Source organism: Pseudomonas gebzensis (assembly GCF_034427815.1).
Lineage (GTDB): Bacteria > Pseudomonadota > Gammaproteobacteria > Pseudomonadales > Pseudomonadaceae > Aquipseudomonas.
Genome location: NZ_JAXQNS010000001.1, coordinates 170,515 through 187,447, shown reverse-complemented (window position 1 = coordinate 187,447; position 16,933 = coordinate 170,515). Strand labels below are relative to the sequence as shown.

14 protein-coding genes and 3 tRNA genes are annotated in these 16,933 nt (G+C 62.4%); 5 read left to right on the top strand and 12 right to left on the bottom strand.

The window, feature by feature from the left end:
• Positions 1–22 precede the first annotated feature (22 nt).
• Positions 23–715 carry a DUF1266 domain-containing protein gene (locus SJI00_RS00860; protein ID WP_322459876.1) on the top strand — a complete coding sequence of 231 codons (693 nt, stop codon included), beginning with the start codon at positions 23–25 and terminating at the stop codon, positions 713–715.
• A complete protein-coding gene (locus SJI00_RS00855; RefSeq protein ID WP_322459875.1) occupies positions 712–3,378 on the top strand; it encodes a DUF805 domain-containing protein in 2,667 nt (888 codons plus the stop codon). Before SJI00_RS00860 ends, SJI00_RS00855 begins: the two co-directional genes overlap by 4 nt.
• Here SJI00_RS00855 and SJI00_RS00850 read toward each other — a convergent pair.
• From SJI00_RS00850 to SJI00_RS00840, 3 genes are all read right to left on the bottom strand, one after another.
• Positions 3,372–5,090 carry a molecular chaperone HscC gene (locus SJI00_RS00850; RefSeq protein ID WP_322459874.1) on the bottom strand — a complete coding sequence of 573 codons (1,719 nt, stop codon included), beginning with the start codon at positions 5,088–5,090 and terminating at the stop codon, positions 3,372–3,374. The genes SJI00_RS00855 and SJI00_RS00850 overlap by 7 nt on opposite strands.
• 490 nt (positions 5,091–5,580) lie before the next feature.
• A tRNA-Asp gene (locus SJI00_RS00845) sits at positions 5,581–5,657 on the bottom strand.
• 13 nt (positions 5,658–5,670) lie between these two features.
• Positions 5,671–5,746: transfer RNA gene (locus SJI00_RS00840), tRNA-Val, on the bottom strand.
• A 208-nt stretch (positions 5,747–5,954) separates the two neighbouring features.
• On the opposite strand from SJI00_RS00840, the gene rdgC reads away from it, so the two are divergent.
• The 3 genes from rdgC to sugE all read left to right on the top strand — a co-directional run bounded on the left by rdgC (position 5,955) and on the right by sugE (position 8,688).
• Positions 5,955–6,875, top strand: coding sequence for a recombination-associated protein RdgC (rdgC, locus tag SJI00_RS00835; RefSeq protein WP_312935288.1), 921 nt, complete (start codon positions 5,955–5,957; stop codon positions 6,873–6,875).
• Positions 6,876–6,974: 99 nt separating this feature from the next.
• Complete coding sequence (locus SJI00_RS00830) at positions 6,975–7,937, top strand: bile acid:sodium symporter family protein (protein ID WP_322459873.1); 963 nt, start codon at positions 6,975–6,977, stop codon at positions 7,935–7,937.
• Between the two features lie 433 nt (positions 7,938–8,370).
• Positions 8,371–8,688: a quaternary ammonium compound efflux SMR transporter SugE gene (gene sugE / locus SJI00_RS00825; protein WP_322459872.1), complete on the top strand. Its 318-nt coding sequence runs from the start codon at positions 8,371–8,373 to the stop codon at positions 8,686–8,688.
• Positions 8,689–8,704: 16 nt separating this feature from the next.
• On the opposite strand, the gene SJI00_RS00820 is transcribed toward sugE, so the two are convergent.
• The 9 genes from SJI00_RS00820 to tolB form a co-directional block, all read right to left on the bottom strand.
• On the bottom strand, positions 8,705–10,579 hold the full coding sequence (locus SJI00_RS00820; RefSeq protein ID WP_322459871.1) for an MFS transporter: 1,875 nt from the start codon (positions 10,577–10,579) through the stop codon (positions 8,705–8,707).
• A gap of 135 nt (positions 10,580–10,714) precedes the next feature.
• The gene (locus SJI00_RS00815; protein WP_322459870.1) at positions 10,715–11,413 is read right to left on the bottom strand and encodes a YoaK family protein; all 699 of its coding nucleotides are present in this window, start codon (positions 11,411–11,413) and stop codon (positions 10,715–10,717) included.
• Positions 11,414–11,550: 137 nt separating this feature from the next.
• Positions 11,551–12,228, bottom strand: coding sequence for a DUF6710 family protein (locus SJI00_RS00810; RefSeq protein ID WP_322459869.1), 678 nt, complete (start codon positions 12,226–12,228; stop codon positions 11,551–11,553).
• 427 nt (positions 12,229–12,655) lie between these two features.
• Positions 12,656–12,731: transfer RNA gene (locus SJI00_RS00805), tRNA-Lys, on the bottom strand.
• 57 nt (positions 12,732–12,788) lie between these two features.
• Entirely contained in the window at positions 12,789–13,466 is a 678-nt protein-coding gene (queC, locus tag SJI00_RS00800) for a 7-cyano-7-deazaguanine synthase QueC (protein ID WP_322459868.1), read from the bottom strand.
• A 27-nt stretch (positions 13,467–13,493) separates the two neighbouring features.
• Positions 13,494–14,141 (bottom strand): 7-carboxy-7-deazaguanine synthase QueE, encoded by a 648-nt coding sequence (gene queE / locus SJI00_RS00795; protein WP_322459867.1) that lies wholly within the window; start codon positions 14,139–14,141, stop codon positions 13,494–13,496.
• A 162-nt stretch (positions 14,142–14,303) separates the two neighbouring features.
• Complete coding sequence (gene ybgF / locus SJI00_RS00790) at positions 14,304–15,110, bottom strand: tol-pal system protein YbgF (RefSeq protein WP_322459866.1); 807 nt, start codon at positions 15,108–15,110, stop codon at positions 14,304–14,306.
• A gap of 6 nt (positions 15,111–15,116) precedes the next feature.
• Positions 15,117–15,623 (bottom strand): peptidoglycan-associated lipoprotein Pal, encoded by a 507-nt coding sequence (pal, locus tag SJI00_RS00785; protein ID WP_312935299.1) that lies wholly within the window; start codon positions 15,621–15,623, stop codon positions 15,117–15,119.
• A gap of 53 nt (positions 15,624–15,676) precedes the next feature.
• The gene (gene tolB / locus SJI00_RS00780) at positions 15,677–16,927 is read right to left on the bottom strand and encodes a Tol-Pal system beta propeller repeat protein TolB (protein ID WP_322460447.1); all 1,251 of its coding nucleotides are present in this window, start codon (positions 16,925–16,927) and stop codon (positions 15,677–15,679) included.
• Positions 16,928–16,933: the final 6 nt, after the last annotated feature.

The following is a 16,933-nucleotide window of genomic DNA, read 5'->3' as shown; positions in this document are numbered from 1 at the left end:
GAGCCTTGCCCGGAGCCCACTCATGGATGAAAACGCGCAGCACTGGCTGCACCTGATGTCCGCCCCTATTGCCGCCCTCAACGGCGCCAGCTTCACGGCCGCCGAATATTACGAAGGCGAAGACAAAGCCGACCTCGAACGTGGCTGGGGCATCAGCAGCCGCGAGCAGTTGCTTGACGCCCTCGGCATGGCGGACAACGGCCATGCGTTGGAGCTTGCCGAGGCCTACTGGCAATTCGAACGCTCGCTGCCCGAGCACTGGCAACGCCGGCTCGAAGCGCTCAGCCCGCGCGAGCGCATCAAGTACGACTATGCCGCCCGGACCTTCCCCGATTGCGGCCCGGGTGGCACACGCGCCTGGGACCTGGCGCGCATGAGCTTTCTGCTGCGCAACGGCGTCAAGAAGGCCCTGATCACCCGCGATGAAAGCCTGTGGCTGCACCTGCGGCTGGCCATGCGCGCGCGCCATTACTACAACCATTGGGACAGCTACATTGCCGGCTACCTGGTCGGCAAAGCCCTGTGGAACGTCTCCGAGTGCAGCGATGAACAGCTGCACGCCGAGCTGCAACGCCAGGGCAGCGAGCACTGGAACCGCTGCATCGCCCTCAACCTGCGTCTGGGCGCCGAACAATGGTTCGTCGACGTGCCGTGGGACATGCCCCTGCCTGAGTTCGAACGCCCCGAATCGCTGGAAGAGGACTGCTGGTCATGAGCTGCTGGATCCGTCTGGGCCTCGAGCCGACCCAAGACCTCGATGCCATTCGCATTGCCTACCGAACCCAACTGCCTGCCCACCATCCCGAGACCAATCCCGAAGGTTTCCAGGCGCTGCGCGAGGCCTATGAAGAAGCCTTGCGCCTGGCCCGCGAACACGACGCGCTGCAGGTGCAGGCACCCGAAGCAGACACCGAGGCCACCCCAGAAAGCCGACATCCGACCCTGCAGGCGTTTCACACCCTGCTCGAGGAGCCAAGCCTGCGCTTCGATCCGCAGGCCTGGCAGGGCCTGATCGCGCAGCTCGATGAACTGCCCCTGGAGCAGCTCGACGATGTCAGCTGGCAGATCCTCGGCAGCCTGCGTGAGTGTGGTCCGATTTCACACCGTTGCGTCGGCCTGCTGGCCGATCGCCTGGCCTGGGCCGATCAGTTGCTGCGCATGGACAACCCCCAGGAAGTCGAGGCCCTGCTGCAACGGCTGCAGGTCCCGGACCCGTTCGACACCGGGCTGATGCGTGACTGGCCGCCCATGCTGCAGATGGAAGCGCTGTGGTACTTCCGCACCCTGGAATACCTTTTCCAGCACCGCCCGCTGTTTGAGTTCGAGCAGTTCGTGGCCCAGCACACCTGCGTGGCGATACCCAATGACGCGGCGCTGATCGAACGGCTATACCGGCAACTGAGCCTGGCCGGCATCCCCAGCCAACTGATCCATGGCCATTGGCAGCAACGGCTGCACGAAACGCCCGAGGATACGGACCTGCTGTACTTGCTCACGCGTCAGGCCGATGCGTTGGGCGAGCACCAGCAGGCACTGGCCGGCTGGCTGCGCCTGTGGCGCGAACAGCGTCACCCGCAGGCCGAACGCTGGCTGTTCGAGCACTGCGCACGCACCCGCCCCGAGCGGCTGCCGCTGCTGATCCAGGCGCTCGACCAACAGGACACACCTGAGCACTGGCCGCGCGACCTGAGCGACCCGCTGATCGGCAGCCCGGCGCAGAACATGACCACCTTGTCGCGCTGGTCCGAGGCCTCGCGCCTGCGGCTTGAAGGCATCGCCGCCACCTTCATCGACTGGCGCCTGGACGGGGACGACGAGCTGCCGTTGCTGGCCTGGCTGCTCGACGAACAGCCCGATGCTGTCCTGCAGCGCTTGTATTGGTACGCCTGGACGCTACAGCGTGGCGAGGCCGGCCTGCTCCAGCAGGTCACCCAGGCCCCCTCCAGTGACGACCCGCTCGATGGGCTGATCCTCGAACGCTTCCAGCAACAGGCCTGGCAGCAACTGGCCTGGCTGCAGCAGTCGGTGGTCGCGGGGGCGCTCAACGAGTACTGCGACAGCGACGATGCCGCCCTCGACCTGCCCGAATCACTGCTGGCCTTGGACGTGCACCCCGCCTGCCGCGAGTGGCTGCGACGGGTACGCGTGTATTCGGCGCCGTCGGTGCTGAACCTCAACCGGCAGTTCCAGATGCGCAGCATGTTCACGGTGCCATTCGCCTTGGTGCTGCAGGGGCAGCTTGCCCATCAGGGCATCGTGCTACCACCGATGCTCGGCGGCGAATCGCTGTGGCAATGGCACCGTGAGCAACTGTTCATGCTGGCCATGCTCGATCAGCCCAAGCGCTGGATGGACTTGGTCTCAGCCCAGGTCACTGCCACGCTGCACTATCCCGCCGACCACCCCTTCCACGGTCTGCACCGACAGCTGTTGCTGGCGCAGAACAGCTCGGCCGCCAATGGCCTGCTCGACTGGCTCGACTACGACGACCCGGTGCAGAACCTGGTCGCCGGCCGCCTGCTCGACCTCGGCACGGCGCTGCACAGCAGCCGTCTGCCCACGGCTGCTCAGGTGTTTGCCTGCCTGCAGCAGGAACCCACGCTGCTCGCCGACTACCCTTTGGGTTACCTGCTGCTGTGTGCGGTGCTGTTCCATGACCGCTCGCTCGACGGCGATGAGCGCTCACGCATGCGTGATCGCATGGACGGCATGTCATTGCGTGGTGGCTGGTTCGATGCGCTACGCGCCAGCTTGATCGCCGGCCAGTGCACGCCGCCCAAAGACGCAGAAATCGAATCGCAAGGGGTCAACAGCAAGCTGTTCAAACAGGCCCTGCAGGCACTGCACAGCCTGCTCAACGACTGCCTGCCGCCGAGGATGCAAATTCTGCAAGCGTTGCAGAAAGGCAAGGATGACACCGAACAGGACCCCGGCCTGCGCTGCGCGATCATGGTGCTGCTGGGCTGGTCGGAACGCATGCTGGTGAACATGGACAAGCGCCCGCGCGAACCGGCCTGGAAAGCCTGGAAGTTGAACAGCCGTCTGGACCGCAAGGGCTATGGCCTGACCCTACTGGCCATCTTCGCGTGCAAGGTGGTGCCGGCAGCGATGGGGCTGTTCGCGCTGCGCGAGGCGATATTGCTGCTGATCGTGCCGTGGATGGTCAGCGCGGTCATACGCCGGGTGCGCGACCTCGGCTATGGCGGAATGCTGCTGGCGATCATGCTGGCACTGTGCGTCTTCTTGCCGTTCTTCACCCTGATCCTGCTGGCCATGCCGGGTGACAAGCTACCCAACCGCTATGGCCCGGCCCCCTCTGCACCCGACCGGTTCAAGGACGGCCTGCAAGCCGCCCTGCGCCGGCTCAACGGTCAGTAGCGCAGCTCGTCCAGCGACTGGCTCAAGGCCTGGCGCTGGCGACTGATCTCGCTGGGCTGCTGCCCGGCGAGTACGCCGTTGAAGGTGTCGAGCCAGCTCGCGATCAACTCGCGTTCATCGCCCAAGGCCTGCATCCAGGCCCGCTCCAGCCGCGCCAGCAAGGTGCGGTTGGGCAAAGTGTCGCGCGGGTGGATCTTCAGCCCTGCCAAGCGCTCGTGGCTGGCCTGGCGGGCGTCCGCGTCAAGCCCGGTCGGGCTGCGGTCGATGCTGTGGCTGTGCTTGAGGCCGGTGTCGAGGAACGTCACGTCCACTTCGAGCAACCCGTTGATGTCATAGCTGAAGCGCACGTCCAGCGGCTGAATTTCGCCAGTCTGCTGCAGCGGAATCTCGAAACTGTCGACCAGGATATTGTCACGCACCCACGGACGCTCGCCTTGGTACACAGCGATGCGCACGGTTTTCTGCTGTGGGTGGCTGCTGTAGAAGCGCTGTACCTTGGAGGTCGGGATGATGGTATTGCGTTCGATGATCGGCGAGAAGGCACCGGCCGCGTCCTCGCCGCGCTGCGAGGCAACGCCCAGGGTGTACGGGCAGACATCGGTCAGGATCAGCTCGTCGATGGCCGAATCGCGCGCCTTGCAGGCAGCCTGGGCGGCGGCGCCCAGGGCGACGATGGTATCCGGGTCCAAATGGCGGTACGGCAGCTTGCCGAACAGCTTGGCCACCAGTTGCTGCACCTGCGGCATACGCGTGGCGCCGCCGACCAGTACCAGGCTGTCCAGCTCGCGCGGACTCAATCGGGCATCGCGCAAGGCTTGCTCGATGGGCGCACGGACCCGTGCCAGCAACGGTGCCCAGATGCCTTGCAGGGTCACGTCATCGAGCTGCCACTGGCGGCTCTGACCATCGCCGTTCCACTCAAGCACCCGGCTACCCTCGCCGGCCTGGCATTTGAACTGCTCGATGGCGTCACTCAGGCTGGCCAGCGCTTGCGGCGCAAGGCTGTCGCGCTTGAGCTCCCATGCCTTCAGGCAGGCGCCGAGCAACGCCTCGGTGAAGTCTTCACCGCCCAGGTAATTGTCGCCTGTCGAAGCGTGCACTTCGATCAGCGGCAGCGCGTATTCCAAAACGGTGACGTCGAAGGTGCCGCCCCCCAGGTCGAAGACCAGCGTGCGCTCGAACTTCTGCTCATGCAGGCCGTAGGCCATGGCCGCTGCGGTGGGTTCGTTGATCAGGCGCTGAACCTTGAGCCCGGCCAGCTCAGCGGCGAACACCGTGCGCTTGCGTTGCTCGTCACTGAAATAGGCCGGCACGGAAATCACCGCCTCGCTGATGCTGCACCCCAGGTGGGCTTCTGCGTCCTGCTTCAACGCGCCCAGCACCAGCGCCGACAACTCTTCGGGGCTGAAACGGTGCTCGCCGAGCTGGAACTGCTTGTCACTGCCCATGAAGCGCTTGAAGGCCGCGGCCGTGCGCTCAGGGTGGGTAGTCAGGCGGGCCTTGGCGGCCTTGCCGACCAGCACGCTGCCATCGTCGTCGACGCTGACCACCGAAGGCGTCAGCACCTCGCCCAAGGCGTTGGCAATCAGCTGCGCCTGCCCGTCTTGCCAGACGGCGATCAGGCTGTTGGTGGTGCCCAGGTCGATGCCAAGCAATGGCGCGGTGGGCGTAGAGGCGGAAACGGGCGTGTCTGCGGTAGGGGCGTCCTGCATGGGTCGGTCTCTGGCTTACGGTGGATGGCCGGCAGCAAACAGCGGGTGCTTGCGGCCGACGCGAACGATTGTGACGCAACGGGATGAGGAGGTGAAGGCGTTGCAAGGGAGATCGGCGTGATGCAGTCGCGGATTTTGGCCATCGAAGCGTAGCGTTGGGCCGGCGCCTCGACACGTCGCGTTACTGCCGAACGCTCCGATGCCATTTCACTTCCCATTCATTTCGACGAAGTGGGCAGGCCAATGTTCCTCAGCTCTGCAATTATCGAAATGCTTGCGACATACAGCCGCGACAATGGACGCGCCATTGAGCGCCTGCCGAGGAATCGTTTGTGAAGCCAGTGATCTTTATCGATCCAGAGAACGGCCGAGAACATCTTCGACCGACGGGCGCATCAGCAGTACGCCCAAAAAAACAGCAAAAAAAAAGCGACCCTAAGGTCGCTTTTTTCGTTGCTTCAAGGTGTTCAGTGGGCCTTGAAGCTCAATATGGCGCAGCGGACGGGACTCGAACCCGCGACCCCCGGCGTGACAGGCCGGTATTCTAACCGACTGAACTACCGCTGCGCTATACATCGAGTGGTGGGTGATGACGGGATCGAACCGCCGACCCTCTGCTTGTAAGGCAGATGCTCTCCCAGCTGAGCTAATCACCCTTTCGTCTCGGTGTGGCGCGCATTCTACGGACGAGGCCCTACCCTGGCAAGCACTTTCTTCAAAAAATTTTTCAGGCCTTTCAATGACCTAGCGTGTCTGTTGTTTCACGCCTTTCAAGCGTGGCTGATAGCGCTCTGACAGGGCTGGCCTGTGCCCGCCCATAAGAGAATAATGCCCGCCTCATGCATTAAGGAGAGTTACCCCCTCATGTGGTTCAAGAACCTGCTGACCTACCGCCTGACCCAGGATGTCGCTTTCGAGCCTGAAGCGCTGGAGGCCGCACTGGCCAGCAAGCCGGCCCGCCCCTGCGCCAGCCAGGAGCTGACCACCTATGGCTTCGTCGCCCCGTTCGGCAAAGGCGAAGACGCCCCCCTCGTGCATGTCAGTGGTGAATTCCTGCTGATCGCGGCGCGCAAGGAAGAACGCATCCTGCCCAGCAGCGTGGTCAACGATGCCGTCAAAGAGAAAGTCGAAGAGATCGAGACCGAGCAGATGCGCAAGGTCTACAAGAAAGAACGCGACCAGATAAAAGACGAGATCGTCCAGGCGTTCCTGCCGCGCGCTTTCATTCGCCGCGCCATGATCTTCGCCGCCATCGCCCCGCGCCTGGGCCTGGTGCTGGTCAACTCGGCCAGCGCCAAGCGTGCCGAAGACCTGTTGTCGACCCTGCGCGAAGTGATGGGCTCGCTGCCGGTGCGCCCGGTGACCGTGAAGATCGCCCCAAGCGCGACCCTCACCGACTGGGTCAAGACCCAGCAGCCGGCCGCAGACTTCATCATTCAGGACGAATGCGAGCTGCGCGACACCCATGAAGATGGCGGCACCGTGCGCTGCAAGCGCCAGGATCTGGCCAGCGAAGAAATCCAGCTGCACCTGAGCACCGGCAAGGTGGTCACCCAGCTGGCGCTGGGCTGGCAGGAAAAGCTGTCGTTCGTGCTCGACGACAAGACCGTCATCAAGCGCCTGAAATTCGAAGAGCTGCTGCAAGAGCAAGCCGAACAGGATGGCGGCGAAGAAGCGGCGCAACAGTTCGACGCCAGCTTCCAGCTGATGATGATGACCTTCACCGAGTTCCTCCCGGCCCTGTTCGAGGCCCTGGGCGGCGAAGACATCCCGCAAGGGGTCTGACCGCCCTGACGCAGTGCAGCCGCGGCAGGTCCATGCCGCCCTGCCCTGCGCGCCGGGCCGCGCTTGTTCATAACCCTATAACTACAAGGACCGTCCCCCATGCGTGCACTCGCCGCCCTCAGCCGCTTCGTCGGTAACACCTTTGCCCTCTGGGTGCTGGTGTTCGCCTGCCTGGCCTTTGTTCAGCCGCACTGGTTCCTGGGCCTCAAAGGCGCGATCGTGCCGCTACTGGGCCTGGTGATGTTCGGCATGGGCCTGACCCTCAAGCTCGACGACTTCGCCGCGCTGGCCCGACAACCTTGGCGGGTGCTGCTGGGGGTGGTCGCACATTTCGTGATCATGCCGGGCATGGCCTGGCTGCTGTGCCAGCTGTTTCATCTGCCGGCGGAAATTGCCGTGGGCGTGATTCTGGTCGGTTGCTGCCCGAGCGGCACGGCGTCGAATGTGATGGTCTGGCTGTCCAAGGGTGACCTGGCCCTGGCCGTGGCCATCGCGGCGGTGACCACCTTGCTGGCGCCGCTGCTGACGCCGGCATTGATCTGGCTACTGGCCTCGGCCTGGCTGCCGGTTTCGTTCATGGACATGTTCTGGTCGATCCTGCAGTTGGTGATGCTGCCGATCGTGCTCGGCGTATTGGCCCAGCGCCTATTGGGAAGCAAGGTGCATGCTGCGGTGCAAGTGCTGCCGCTGGTGTCGGTGGTGAGCATCGTGCTGATCGTCTGCGCCGTGGTCGCTGCCAGCCAGGCGAAGATTGCCGAGTCCGGCCTGCTGATCATGGCGGTGGTGATCCTGCACAACAGCTTCGGCTTCTTGCTCGGCTACCTCACCGGCAAGCTGTGCAAGCTGCCGCTGGCCCAGCGCAAGTCGCTGGCGCTTGAAGTGGGCATGCAGAACTCCGGGCTGGGCGCGGCACTGGCGGCGGCGCATTTCTCGCCGCTGGCTGCGGTGCCGAGCGCGCTGTTCAGCGTATGGCACAATATTTCCGGCGCGCTGCTCTCCACCTGGTTCCGCAAGCTTGAGGAACCGACGACGTCTGAACTCAAGCCCCCCACCCAGCCCTAGGGTCTGCCTGAACGCTGTCTGCGCGAAGACCGGACAAGGCCGGTGGTAGCCCGGCGAAACGGGACAAGCAACCGCAGCGTACCGGAGTCCATGGGCATTGCGATGGGGACGCCTAGTCGGGGCGCCTAGTCGGGGGCGCCTAGCCGGGAACGCTCAGTCGGAGTCGGCCTTGCGGGCCCGTTTCAACGCAGCATGGGCAAGTGCAGATAGCGCTCAGCCAAAGCCTGAGGGGTTGCCCAGACGCTGAACGGTGGGCAGGATAAGCCCACTGTTGAGGACGACCTCACGACGCCTGGCGTGATCATTCGGGGACGGCCCCATCCTTTGGCTCAGCCCGAGAAGGCGTGATCCACGGGGCATGCTGCATTGAAGCCAGCCTGCCCTGCGTCTCAAGACCTTTGAGCCTGAGCTTCACGTCAAGATGGAGGCACCCATGTCCTGGATCATCCTGTTCTGCGCCGGCCTGTTCGAAATCGGCTGGGCCGTCGGCTTGAAGTACACCGACGGCTTCACCCGCCCGCTGCCCACCGCACTGACCCTCGGCGCCATGGCCATCAGCATCGGCCTGTTGGGCATGGCCGTGAAAGAGCTGCCGTTGGGCACCGCCTATGCCGTGTGGACCGGCGTTGGGGCGGTCGGTACCGTGATCGCCGGCATCCTGCTGTTCGGCGAATCCATGGCGCCCATCCGCATCGCCAGCGTGGCGTTGATCGTGGCAGGTCTGATCGGGCTCAAGGTCAGCGCCAGCTGACCGTGAGCGGTCTGCTCTAGCGACGGTCGCCGCGCAATGCGGCGACTCGCTGGCGCAGCACATCAGGTTGCGCGGCATCTACGGCGATGGCCTCCCCGGCCACCACCGTTACCCGCGACCAGAACCGTTTGAACAGGCCCTTGCCCGGATCGCGACTGAAGAAACTCCCCCACAACCCCTGCAGCGCCAGCGGAATCACCGGCACGGGCGTCTCCCTGAGGATGCGCTTGACGCCGCTCTTGAACACATCGATCTCACCGTCAGCGGTCAGCTTGCCCTCGGGGAAGATGCACACCAGCTCCCCTTGCTGCAGCGATTGGGCGATGCGCGCGAACGCCTGTTCGTAAATCACCGCATCTTCACCGCGACCGGCGATCGGGATGGCGCCGGCCGTGCGGAAGATGAAGTTGAGCACCGGAATACGGAAGATCTTGTAGTACATGACGAAGCGGATCGGCCGACGAATCGCCCCGCTCAGCAGCAACGCATCCACGAAAGAAATGTGGTTACACACCAGTAACGCCGCGCCCTCTTCTGGAATGTGCGCCAGCCCACGGTGCTCAACCCGGTACATCGAGTGGCTGAGCAGCCAAATGAGAAAGCGCATGGTGAATTCGGGCACGATGCGGAAGATGTAGGCGTTCACCGCAATGTTGAGCAGCGACACCACCAGAAACAGCTGGGGAATGCTCAGCTTGGCCAAGCTCAGAAGCACGATGGTCAACAGCGCAGACACCACCATGAACAATGCGTTGAGGATGTTGTTGGCAGCGATCACCCGCGCGCGTTGATGTTCCGGCGTACGCGCCTGGATGAGGGCGTACAGCGGCACGATGTAGAAACCACCGAAAACCCCCAGCCCCACGATCGAAAGCATGATCCACCAGGCCTTGCTCAAGCCCAGCAGCGCCAGCCAGTCGTAGGGCACATCACGTGGTGGCACGTCGCCTGAGTGCCACCACCAGAGCAAGCCGAACAGCGTCAGGCCGAACGAGCCAAACGGCACCAGGCCGATCTCCACCTTGCGCCCACTGAGGCGCTCACACAGCAGCGAGCCCAGGGCGATGCCCACCGAAAACAGCGTCAGTACCAGGGTGACCACGGTTTCGTCGCCGTGCAGCCAGTCCTTGGCATAGGCCGGGATCTGCGTGAGGTAGATGGCGCCGACGAACCAGAACCACGAGTTGCCGACGATCGAGCGCGACACTGCCGGCGTCTGTCCAAGGCCCAGGCGCAGGGTCAACCAGCTCTGCTTGAAGATGTTCCAGTCCAGCACCATCTGCGGCGCCGCGGCTGCCGCGCGTGGAATCCAGCGACTGGCCAGGTAACCCAACACGGCCGTACCGACGATGGCCCCGGCGACCACGCTGGCGTACTCGCTTGACGACATCATGATCCCGGCGCCGATGGTGCCGGCCAGGATCGCCAGAAACGTGCCCATCTCCACCAGGCCGTTACCGCCGACCAGTTCTTCATCGCGCAGCGTCTGCGGCAGAATCGAATATTTCACCGGCCCGAACAGCGCCGAGTGGGTGCCCATGGCGAACAGGGTCAGCAGCATCAGTTCCAGATGGCTGGTGACAAAGCCGACCGCACCGATGGCCATGATCGCGATCTCGGCCAGCTTGATCGCCCGGATCAGCGCATCCTTGGCGAACTTCTCGCCAAACTGCCCGGCCAACGCGGAAAACAGGAAGAACGGCAGAATGAACAGCAAGGCACACAGATTGACCCAGATCGAGCGATCACCTTCCAGGCTGATCTTGTACAGAATCGCCAGGATCAACGACTGCTTGAACAGGTTGTCATTGAGGGCGCCGAGCGACTGGGTCACGAAGAACGGCAGAAAGCGCCGCGTGCCGAGCAGGCTGAATTGGGAAGACTGGCTCATTGCGCTACGTCCTGGTAAGGCTCGGTCATGAAAAGCTCCACGCTGCGGGAAAGCGACAAATCTGCATGGCCAAACACCGGCTGGCAAGCTTTCCCGCACATCCAGCACCGCATGCGGCTGCTTGAGCCGTCGCGGTCAACGCGCCATGTAGCCCCGTTGCCAGCTGCGCGGAATGAACAGCACCGCGCCTGCCAGCACCAGCGTCACCACCGCGCACACCGCTAGCGCGGCGATACCCAGGCGTGTTTGCACCCAGGCACCGAACACCGCCCCCAGCAGCATCCCGCCCCATGGCACCAGCTGTACGCGCCAGCCACTGCGGCGCTCGCCCATCAGCCAGCGACCCAGGCCTCGGCCAAACCGCGACAGCGCCCCGGTCACGTAGGTCAGGCCGATTGGCAGCCCGTTGACCTGCTCGACCACCGCATTGAGCAATCCCATGGCGATGATTGCCAAGGCCAGCGCCACCGACGCCCACAGCCCAGGTAGCGCAGCACAGGCCAATACCATCGCCACCAGCAGCAACAGCGGCGCCGCGCGCCGACGCAAGCCGCGGGCCAGGACAACGCCCAGCGCATTGCCCACCACGAAACAGACAATGGCCAGCGCCAGGCGCAGCAGGCCGTGACCATCGCCTTCGCTGACCGCGACGGCCATGCGCGTGGTGTTGCCGCTCATGAAGGACACGAAATCGCCTGTGGACATGAACCCGACCGCATCGGTCATGCCCGCCAGAAACGACAACGCCGCGACCAACCCCAGGCCGACCCGGCCATTGAGCAGGCGCAGCCGGGCACGCTGCAAGGTAGAGGGCGGCAAGGAAGTGGGCAGCATGGGAATGTCCGAACCAGTGAGTCGAGCCCCACGATTAAGGCTTTGCCGACAGGGCGTCAAGGTGTCCAGCGCAGCGGCACGTTCTTGTGGCCTAAGAAACCGATCAGTCGCCTGCGCTGTTAGCGCCTTGCTCGTCTCTACGCTCGCTCCATCGGTGCTGGCGGGAGCGAGATGAGCAGGCGGGCGATTTCCCACACCCACCCGAACTCCGGGTAGCACGGTCCGGCAGCGCGCAGACCGGTGTTCTGACAAATCCAGCACTCGCCGTCGTATCGAACGGCATCGATGGCAGACGACACATCGATCACTTCATCGGGCACCAGCTCACCCTCGCCCGCCAGGATACCTTGAGTGATCGAGTGATTTCCGCCGGACACCCAGCCGATGCCAAGCGGAATCATGAGCGTGAGGCTGTGATTGAAGTCCTGGACGAATGGGCCACAGGCACGGCCAGGGCCAATAGCGCCCAGGCTGTTCTTGACGCTTGAGCTGCTCCACATCGTTGGGAGGACCACATCTCGACCGAGCCGCAACGTATGGCTTTTATCCACAGCCCGGCGTCCATGCCTGATGACGTGCGAAAGCAAGGTTCCCTCCGGCGCCGGTACTTGCCAAAGATCGCCCATGCTGCGAACCCATGTCAGAGCGTCCGGTGCGCAATGAGCGGGCCGAGTAAACGCCGAGCGCATACGATCTGCCTGAACAGGTCTTAGCACAATCTTGATGAGATCTTCCAAGCCCGCCCGATTCGAGTCGCCTTCTAGAACCTTCGCCCATCTCATGACGTTTTGAAACTCGCAGAGCGATGTCGTCATCGTGCGGCCCCTGAACCTGAGAAAATCGACGCCCTCCAGCTTAACCATTTCGTGATGCGTCGGTATCCACCGACTGCCACCACGCTCAACGAAGGGGGCTCGACGATCAGGCCATTGTCACGGACTGGCTGCTTGCGATGGGCGCAGCGACAGAACGACGTGAAAATGGCACCAGCAAACCCGTGCCGGTCTTTGCTGCCTGAGCGCTTGTAGCGGAGCGAGAGTCTTGCCTCAGACGTAGGCTTCACTCGATAGGATGGCGCTTCTGACGCACCAGACAGCCGTATACGAAAAAGCCCGCCATAATCGGCGGGCTCTTTCATTTTCAGATCACGTTTGAGCGAGTTTGAGGCTCACTGCATCCGGCTGCAGGACTAGCAAAGTGGCTGGCAAGCCCTTCTCTAGACCTCACACCCCGACCATATTCTGGTGGGTCGTGTAGGATTCGAACCTACGACCAATTGGTTAAAAGCCAACTGCTCTACCAACTGAGCTAACGACCCGTTTGATGGCGCGTATAATATCGATTTCCAGAAGAAAATCAATACCCTACAGTTAGATTATTGGAAATAAGGCGTAGGATCTTCCACACCCGCAGCGCGGAAACCTTCGGCACGCAGGCGGCAACTGTCGCACTTGCCACAGGCCTGACCGGCGTCGTTTGCCTGGTAGCACGACACGGTCAGTGCGTAATTCACACCCTGGGCAACACCGGCCTCGATGATCTGGGCCTTGCTCATGTTCTGCAAAGGCGCGCGAATGGCGAAGCCATTGCCTTCCACGCCAGCTTTGGTGGCCAAGTTGGCCATGCGTTCGAAGGCTTCCACGAACTCGGGCCGGCAATCAGGGTATCCCGAGTAATCCACCGCGTTCACACCAATGAAGATATCCCGCGCCTCCAGCACCTCGGCCCAACCCAGGGCCAGGGACAGGAACACCGTATTGCGCGCTGGCACGTAGGTCACTGGAATGCCTTCGGTCGGCGCTTCTGGCACGTCAATGCTGACGTCGGTAAGCGCTGAGCCGCCGATGCCGTTGAGGTTCAGGCCAATCACCTTGTGTTCGACCACCCCCAGGTCGCGTGCTACCCGTGCCGCTGCGTCCAGCTCGGCACGGTGCCGTTGGCCGTAGTCGAAGCTCATGGTGTAGCACTGGTAGCCCTCGGCCTTGGCCATGGCTACCACGGTGGCGGAATCCAGGCCGCCTGACAGCAGGATCACTGCGCGTTTACCGGTCATCGTTGTACTCCTCAATCAGCGTCTCAATCAGCGTCCGGGCTCATCGTTCCACAGCAGCTTGTGCAACTGCAGCTGGAAGCGAACCGGCAGGTTATCGGCGACGATCCAGTCGGCCAGGTCGCGGCCGCTCACTTGGTTATGGCTCGGTGAGAACAGCACCTCGCCCGCGCGCTGGTCGAGGTTGTACTCGATCAGCTTGGACACCGCCCAGTCATAGTCTTCCCGCGAGCAGATCACGAACTTGACCTGATCATTACGGGTGAGGTGCTCGATGTTTTCGTAGCGGTTGCGATGGCACTCCAGCGAGGCCGGGGTCTTCAAGTCGACCACTCGGCTCACGCGGATATCGGTCGCCGAGATATCCAAGGCACCGCTGGTTTCCAGGTTGACCTCGTAGCCGGCATCGCAGAGGCGCTGCAGCAATGGCAGGGCATTGGGCTGGGCCAGCGGCTCTCCACCTGTGACGCAGACGTAGCGCGGGTTGAAGCCCGCCACCTGCTCAAGAATCGAATCCAGCGTGCGAACCGTGCCGCCGGTGAAGGCGTAGGCGCTGTCGCAGTATTGGCAGCGCAACGGGCAGCCTGTCAGGCGCACGAAAACAGTGGGTAACCCAGCCGTTCGCGTTTCACCCTGCAACGAGTAAAAGACTTCGGTGATGCGTAATGTGTCTTGCATGATCCGCCTAGGGCAGAGCAGCTACACAGGCTGCCCGCCTCCGTGAGGCACTGACACGGACTCGACATCGCGTTATCCGTAGCAGCGTAGTGATTGAAAAAAGGGCGCAGAGTCTAACGAAAAAACCCGCGGCAGGCGCGGGTTTCTTTCGAACGGTACTGATTACAAGCGTTGCAGGTCGCGCTGGGCAAGCTGCGCAGCGGACGTACCAGGGTACTGGCTGACCACTTGCTGCAAGATGCCTTTGACCTTGTCGGTGTGACCGAGACGACGCTCGACATCCGCCAGTTTATACAGGGAGTCAGGAACCTTGCTGTGCTTGGGATAAGCCTGGCCAACTTTGGCGAACGCCTGGCTTGCGCCCTGCAAGTCACCCTTGGCCAGGTTCACCTCACCCAACCAGTACTGCGCGTTGCCAGCGTACTGGCTGCTAGGGTACTTACGAAGGAAGGCACCAAAAGCCTGGCTGGCTTTATCGAAGTCCTTTTGTTTGATCAGGTCGAAAGCAGCGTCGTAATACAGCTTCTCTTTCGCAGGATCGCCCGGCTCGCTGGAGCTGGTCGGTTTGGCACTGGCAGCACTGTCGCCACTTGCCGCACCAGCAGCAGGCGCGCTGCCGGTAGAAGAATTGTCAGGCGTGGCCGCAGACGCAGCGTTGCTGCTAATGCGCCCATCGAGATCCTGGTAACGCTCCAGAGACTCTTTCTTCATGCGCGCAACATCGTTTTGCAGCTCTTCGATGATGCCCTGCTGACGAGAGATCTGGTCTTGCATCTGTTGCAACTGCATGAACAGCTGCCCTTGTGCCGAAGCAGGGGTTGAAGCCCCTGCACCGGCATAAGTGCCGCTCGTGCCGTAACCCGCGGGCGGGTAGCTGCTCGCGTTGTCATCGACGATAGGAACCGCAGCCATTGCCGCGAAAGGCAGACTGAGGGCGAGGACGGTTACTGCAAGGCGGCACTTACGCATAGGAACTTACTTACGCAGTTCTACGCGACGGTTCTGGGCCCAGCTCTGCTCGTCGTTGCCGGTAGCAACTGGACGCTCTTCGCCGTAGGAAACCAGTTCCAGCTGAGCAGGGGAAACACCCTGCAGCACCAGGTAACGCTGAACGGCTTTGGCGCGACGCTCGCCCAGTGCCATGTTGTACTCGCGAGTACCGCGTTCGTCAGTGTTGCCTTCCAGAACAACACGGCTGCCATTGGACTTCAGGTCCTTGGCGTGAACGTCCAGAGCGCGCATGGCTTCTGGCTTCAGATCCGAGCTGTCGTATTCGAAGTAGAAGGTGGTGATTGCGCGCAGAGCAGCTTCTTCGCTCAGGCTGCCGTCAACAGCACCTGTGTTGGCGCCGTAACCAGCGTTAGGATCAACGGCAGCGCCGTTGCCTTCACCAGCATTATCACCGCCCTTGGAGGAGCAACCTACTGCTACGGCCATGGCCAGTGCCAGCGCAGCGAATTTACCAAACTTCAGCATTTGCATCATGAAACTCCTAATGAAACCCCAGTGTGTTAAGCAAAAGTATTACGCCGCAATCAGTTCAGGTAAGGGGACCAGGACGGTTCTCTGACTTCGCCTTGAGCGGTAGGAAGCGGGAGCCTCGTGCGTCCGTTTAGGGACACGAGCATCAAGACTCCCCGGCCCTGCTGGCGGGTGGCGTAGATTAGCATGGTGCCGTTGGGCGCAACAGTAGGCGACTCATCAAGACTGGTCTCGGAGAGAATCTTTACACTTCCGCGCTGCAAATCCTGTGCCGCCACTTTGAAGTTGGTGAAACCTTGCTGGCGATGAATCATTACCAGTGTCTTTTCATCAGCCGACAACTTCGGGTTGGCGTTGTAGTTGCCTACGAACGTGACACGTTCGGCACCACCACCACTGACCGACGTTTTGTAGATCTGCGGTTTGCCGCCACGGTCGGAGGTGAAGTAGATGGTATTGCCATCCTTGCCCCAGAAAGGCTCGGTGTTGATACCCGGACCGGCGGTGACACGGCTGATCTGGCGCGACCCCATGTTCATGACATAGATGTCCGGGTTGCCGTCTTTGGACAACACGAACGCCAGGCGCGAACCATCGGGCGACCAGGCGGGCGCACCGTTGAGGCCTTCAAAGTTGGTGATCTGCTCGCGGCGGCCTGTATCGACATGCTGCACGAAGATACGTGGGCGTCTCTGCTCGAAGGACACGTAAGCAATGCGCTTGCCGTCCGGCGCAAAGCGCGGCGACAGAATTGGCTCACGCGACTGCAACAACGTCACCGCGCGGGCACCGTCGTAGTCGGAACGCTGCAGGGTGTAACGCGTGTTGGTCGCCGAGAAGCGCTCCGCCGTCACATACAGCATGCGTGTGGAGAACGCGCCTTTGATGCCGGTCAGCTTCTCGAAAGACTGGTCAGCAATGTAGTGCGACATGTCGCGCAACTGATCAGTGGTCCCAGAAACGCTGCCGGTCATCACCTGCTGTTCGGTCGCCACGTTGAACAGCGCGTACTGCACCTGCAGACGACCGCCCGATGGCACGATACTGCCGACCATCACGTACTGCGCACCTAACGCTTTCCAGTCACGGAAGATGACTTCGCTGGCCTGGCTCGGCTGGCTGATCATGTTCTGACGCGGAATTGGCGAGTAGTAACCCGAGTTACGCAGGTCATTACCGATGATCTCGGCCATGTCCTCAGGCAACACACTGCCGCCTTGCAGACCGAATGGCACGACGGCGATAGGCGTGGCCCGGTCGCTACCGCTGGTGACCAGGATGTTCTTTTCATCTGCCACTGCCATGCCTGC

Coding starts and splice junctions, on each gene's coding strand:
- SJI00_RS00820 (WP_322459871.1), bottom strand. CDS start 10,579: ATGAGCCAGTCTTCCCAATTCAGCCTGCTCGGCACGCGGCGCTTTCTG.
- queC (WP_322459868.1), bottom strand. CDS start 13,466: ATGACCGGTAAACGCGCAGTGATCCTGCTGTCAGGCGGCCTGGATTCC.
- sugE (WP_322459872.1), top strand. CDS start 8,371: ATGTCCTGGATCATCCTGTTCTGCGCCGGCCTGTTCGAAATCGGCTGG.
- rdgC (WP_312935288.1), top strand. CDS start 5,955: ATGTGGTTCAAGAACCTGCTGACCTACCGCCTGACCCAGGATGTCGCT.
- SJI00_RS00855 (WP_322459875.1), top strand. CDS start 712: ATGAGCTGCTGGATCCGTCTGGGCCTCGAGCCGACCCAAGACCTCGAT.
- SJI00_RS00830 (WP_322459873.1), top strand. CDS start 6,975: ATGCGTGCACTCGCCGCCCTCAGCCGCTTCGTCGGTAACACCTTTGCC.
- SJI00_RS00810 (WP_322459869.1), bottom strand. CDS start 12,228: ATGACGACATCGCTCTGCGAGTTTCAAAACGTCATGAGATGGGCGAAG.
- SJI00_RS00850 (WP_322459874.1), bottom strand. CDS start 5,090: ATGCAGGACGCCCCTACCGCAGACACGCCCGTTTCCGCCTCTACGCCC.
- SJI00_RS00815 (WP_322459870.1), bottom strand. CDS start 11,413: ATGCTGCCCACTTCCTTGCCGCCCTCTACCTTGCAGCGTGCCCGGCTG.
- SJI00_RS00860 (WP_322459876.1), top strand. CDS start 23: ATGGATGAAAACGCGCAGCACTGGCTGCACCTGATGTCCGCCCCTATT.
- ybgF (WP_322459866.1), bottom strand. CDS start 15,110: ATGCGTAAGTGCCGCCTTGCAGTAACCGTCCTCGCCCTCAGTCTGCCT.
- queE (WP_322459867.1), bottom strand. CDS start 14,141: ATGCAAGACACATTACGCATCACCGAAGTCTTTTACTCGTTGCAGGGT.
- tolB (WP_322460447.1), bottom strand. CDS start 16,927: ATGGCAGTGGCAGATGAAAAGAACATCCTGGTCACCAGCGGTAGCGAC.
- pal (WP_312935299.1), bottom strand. CDS start 15,623: ATGCAAATGCTGAAGTTTGGTAAATTCGCTGCGCTGGCACTGGCCATG.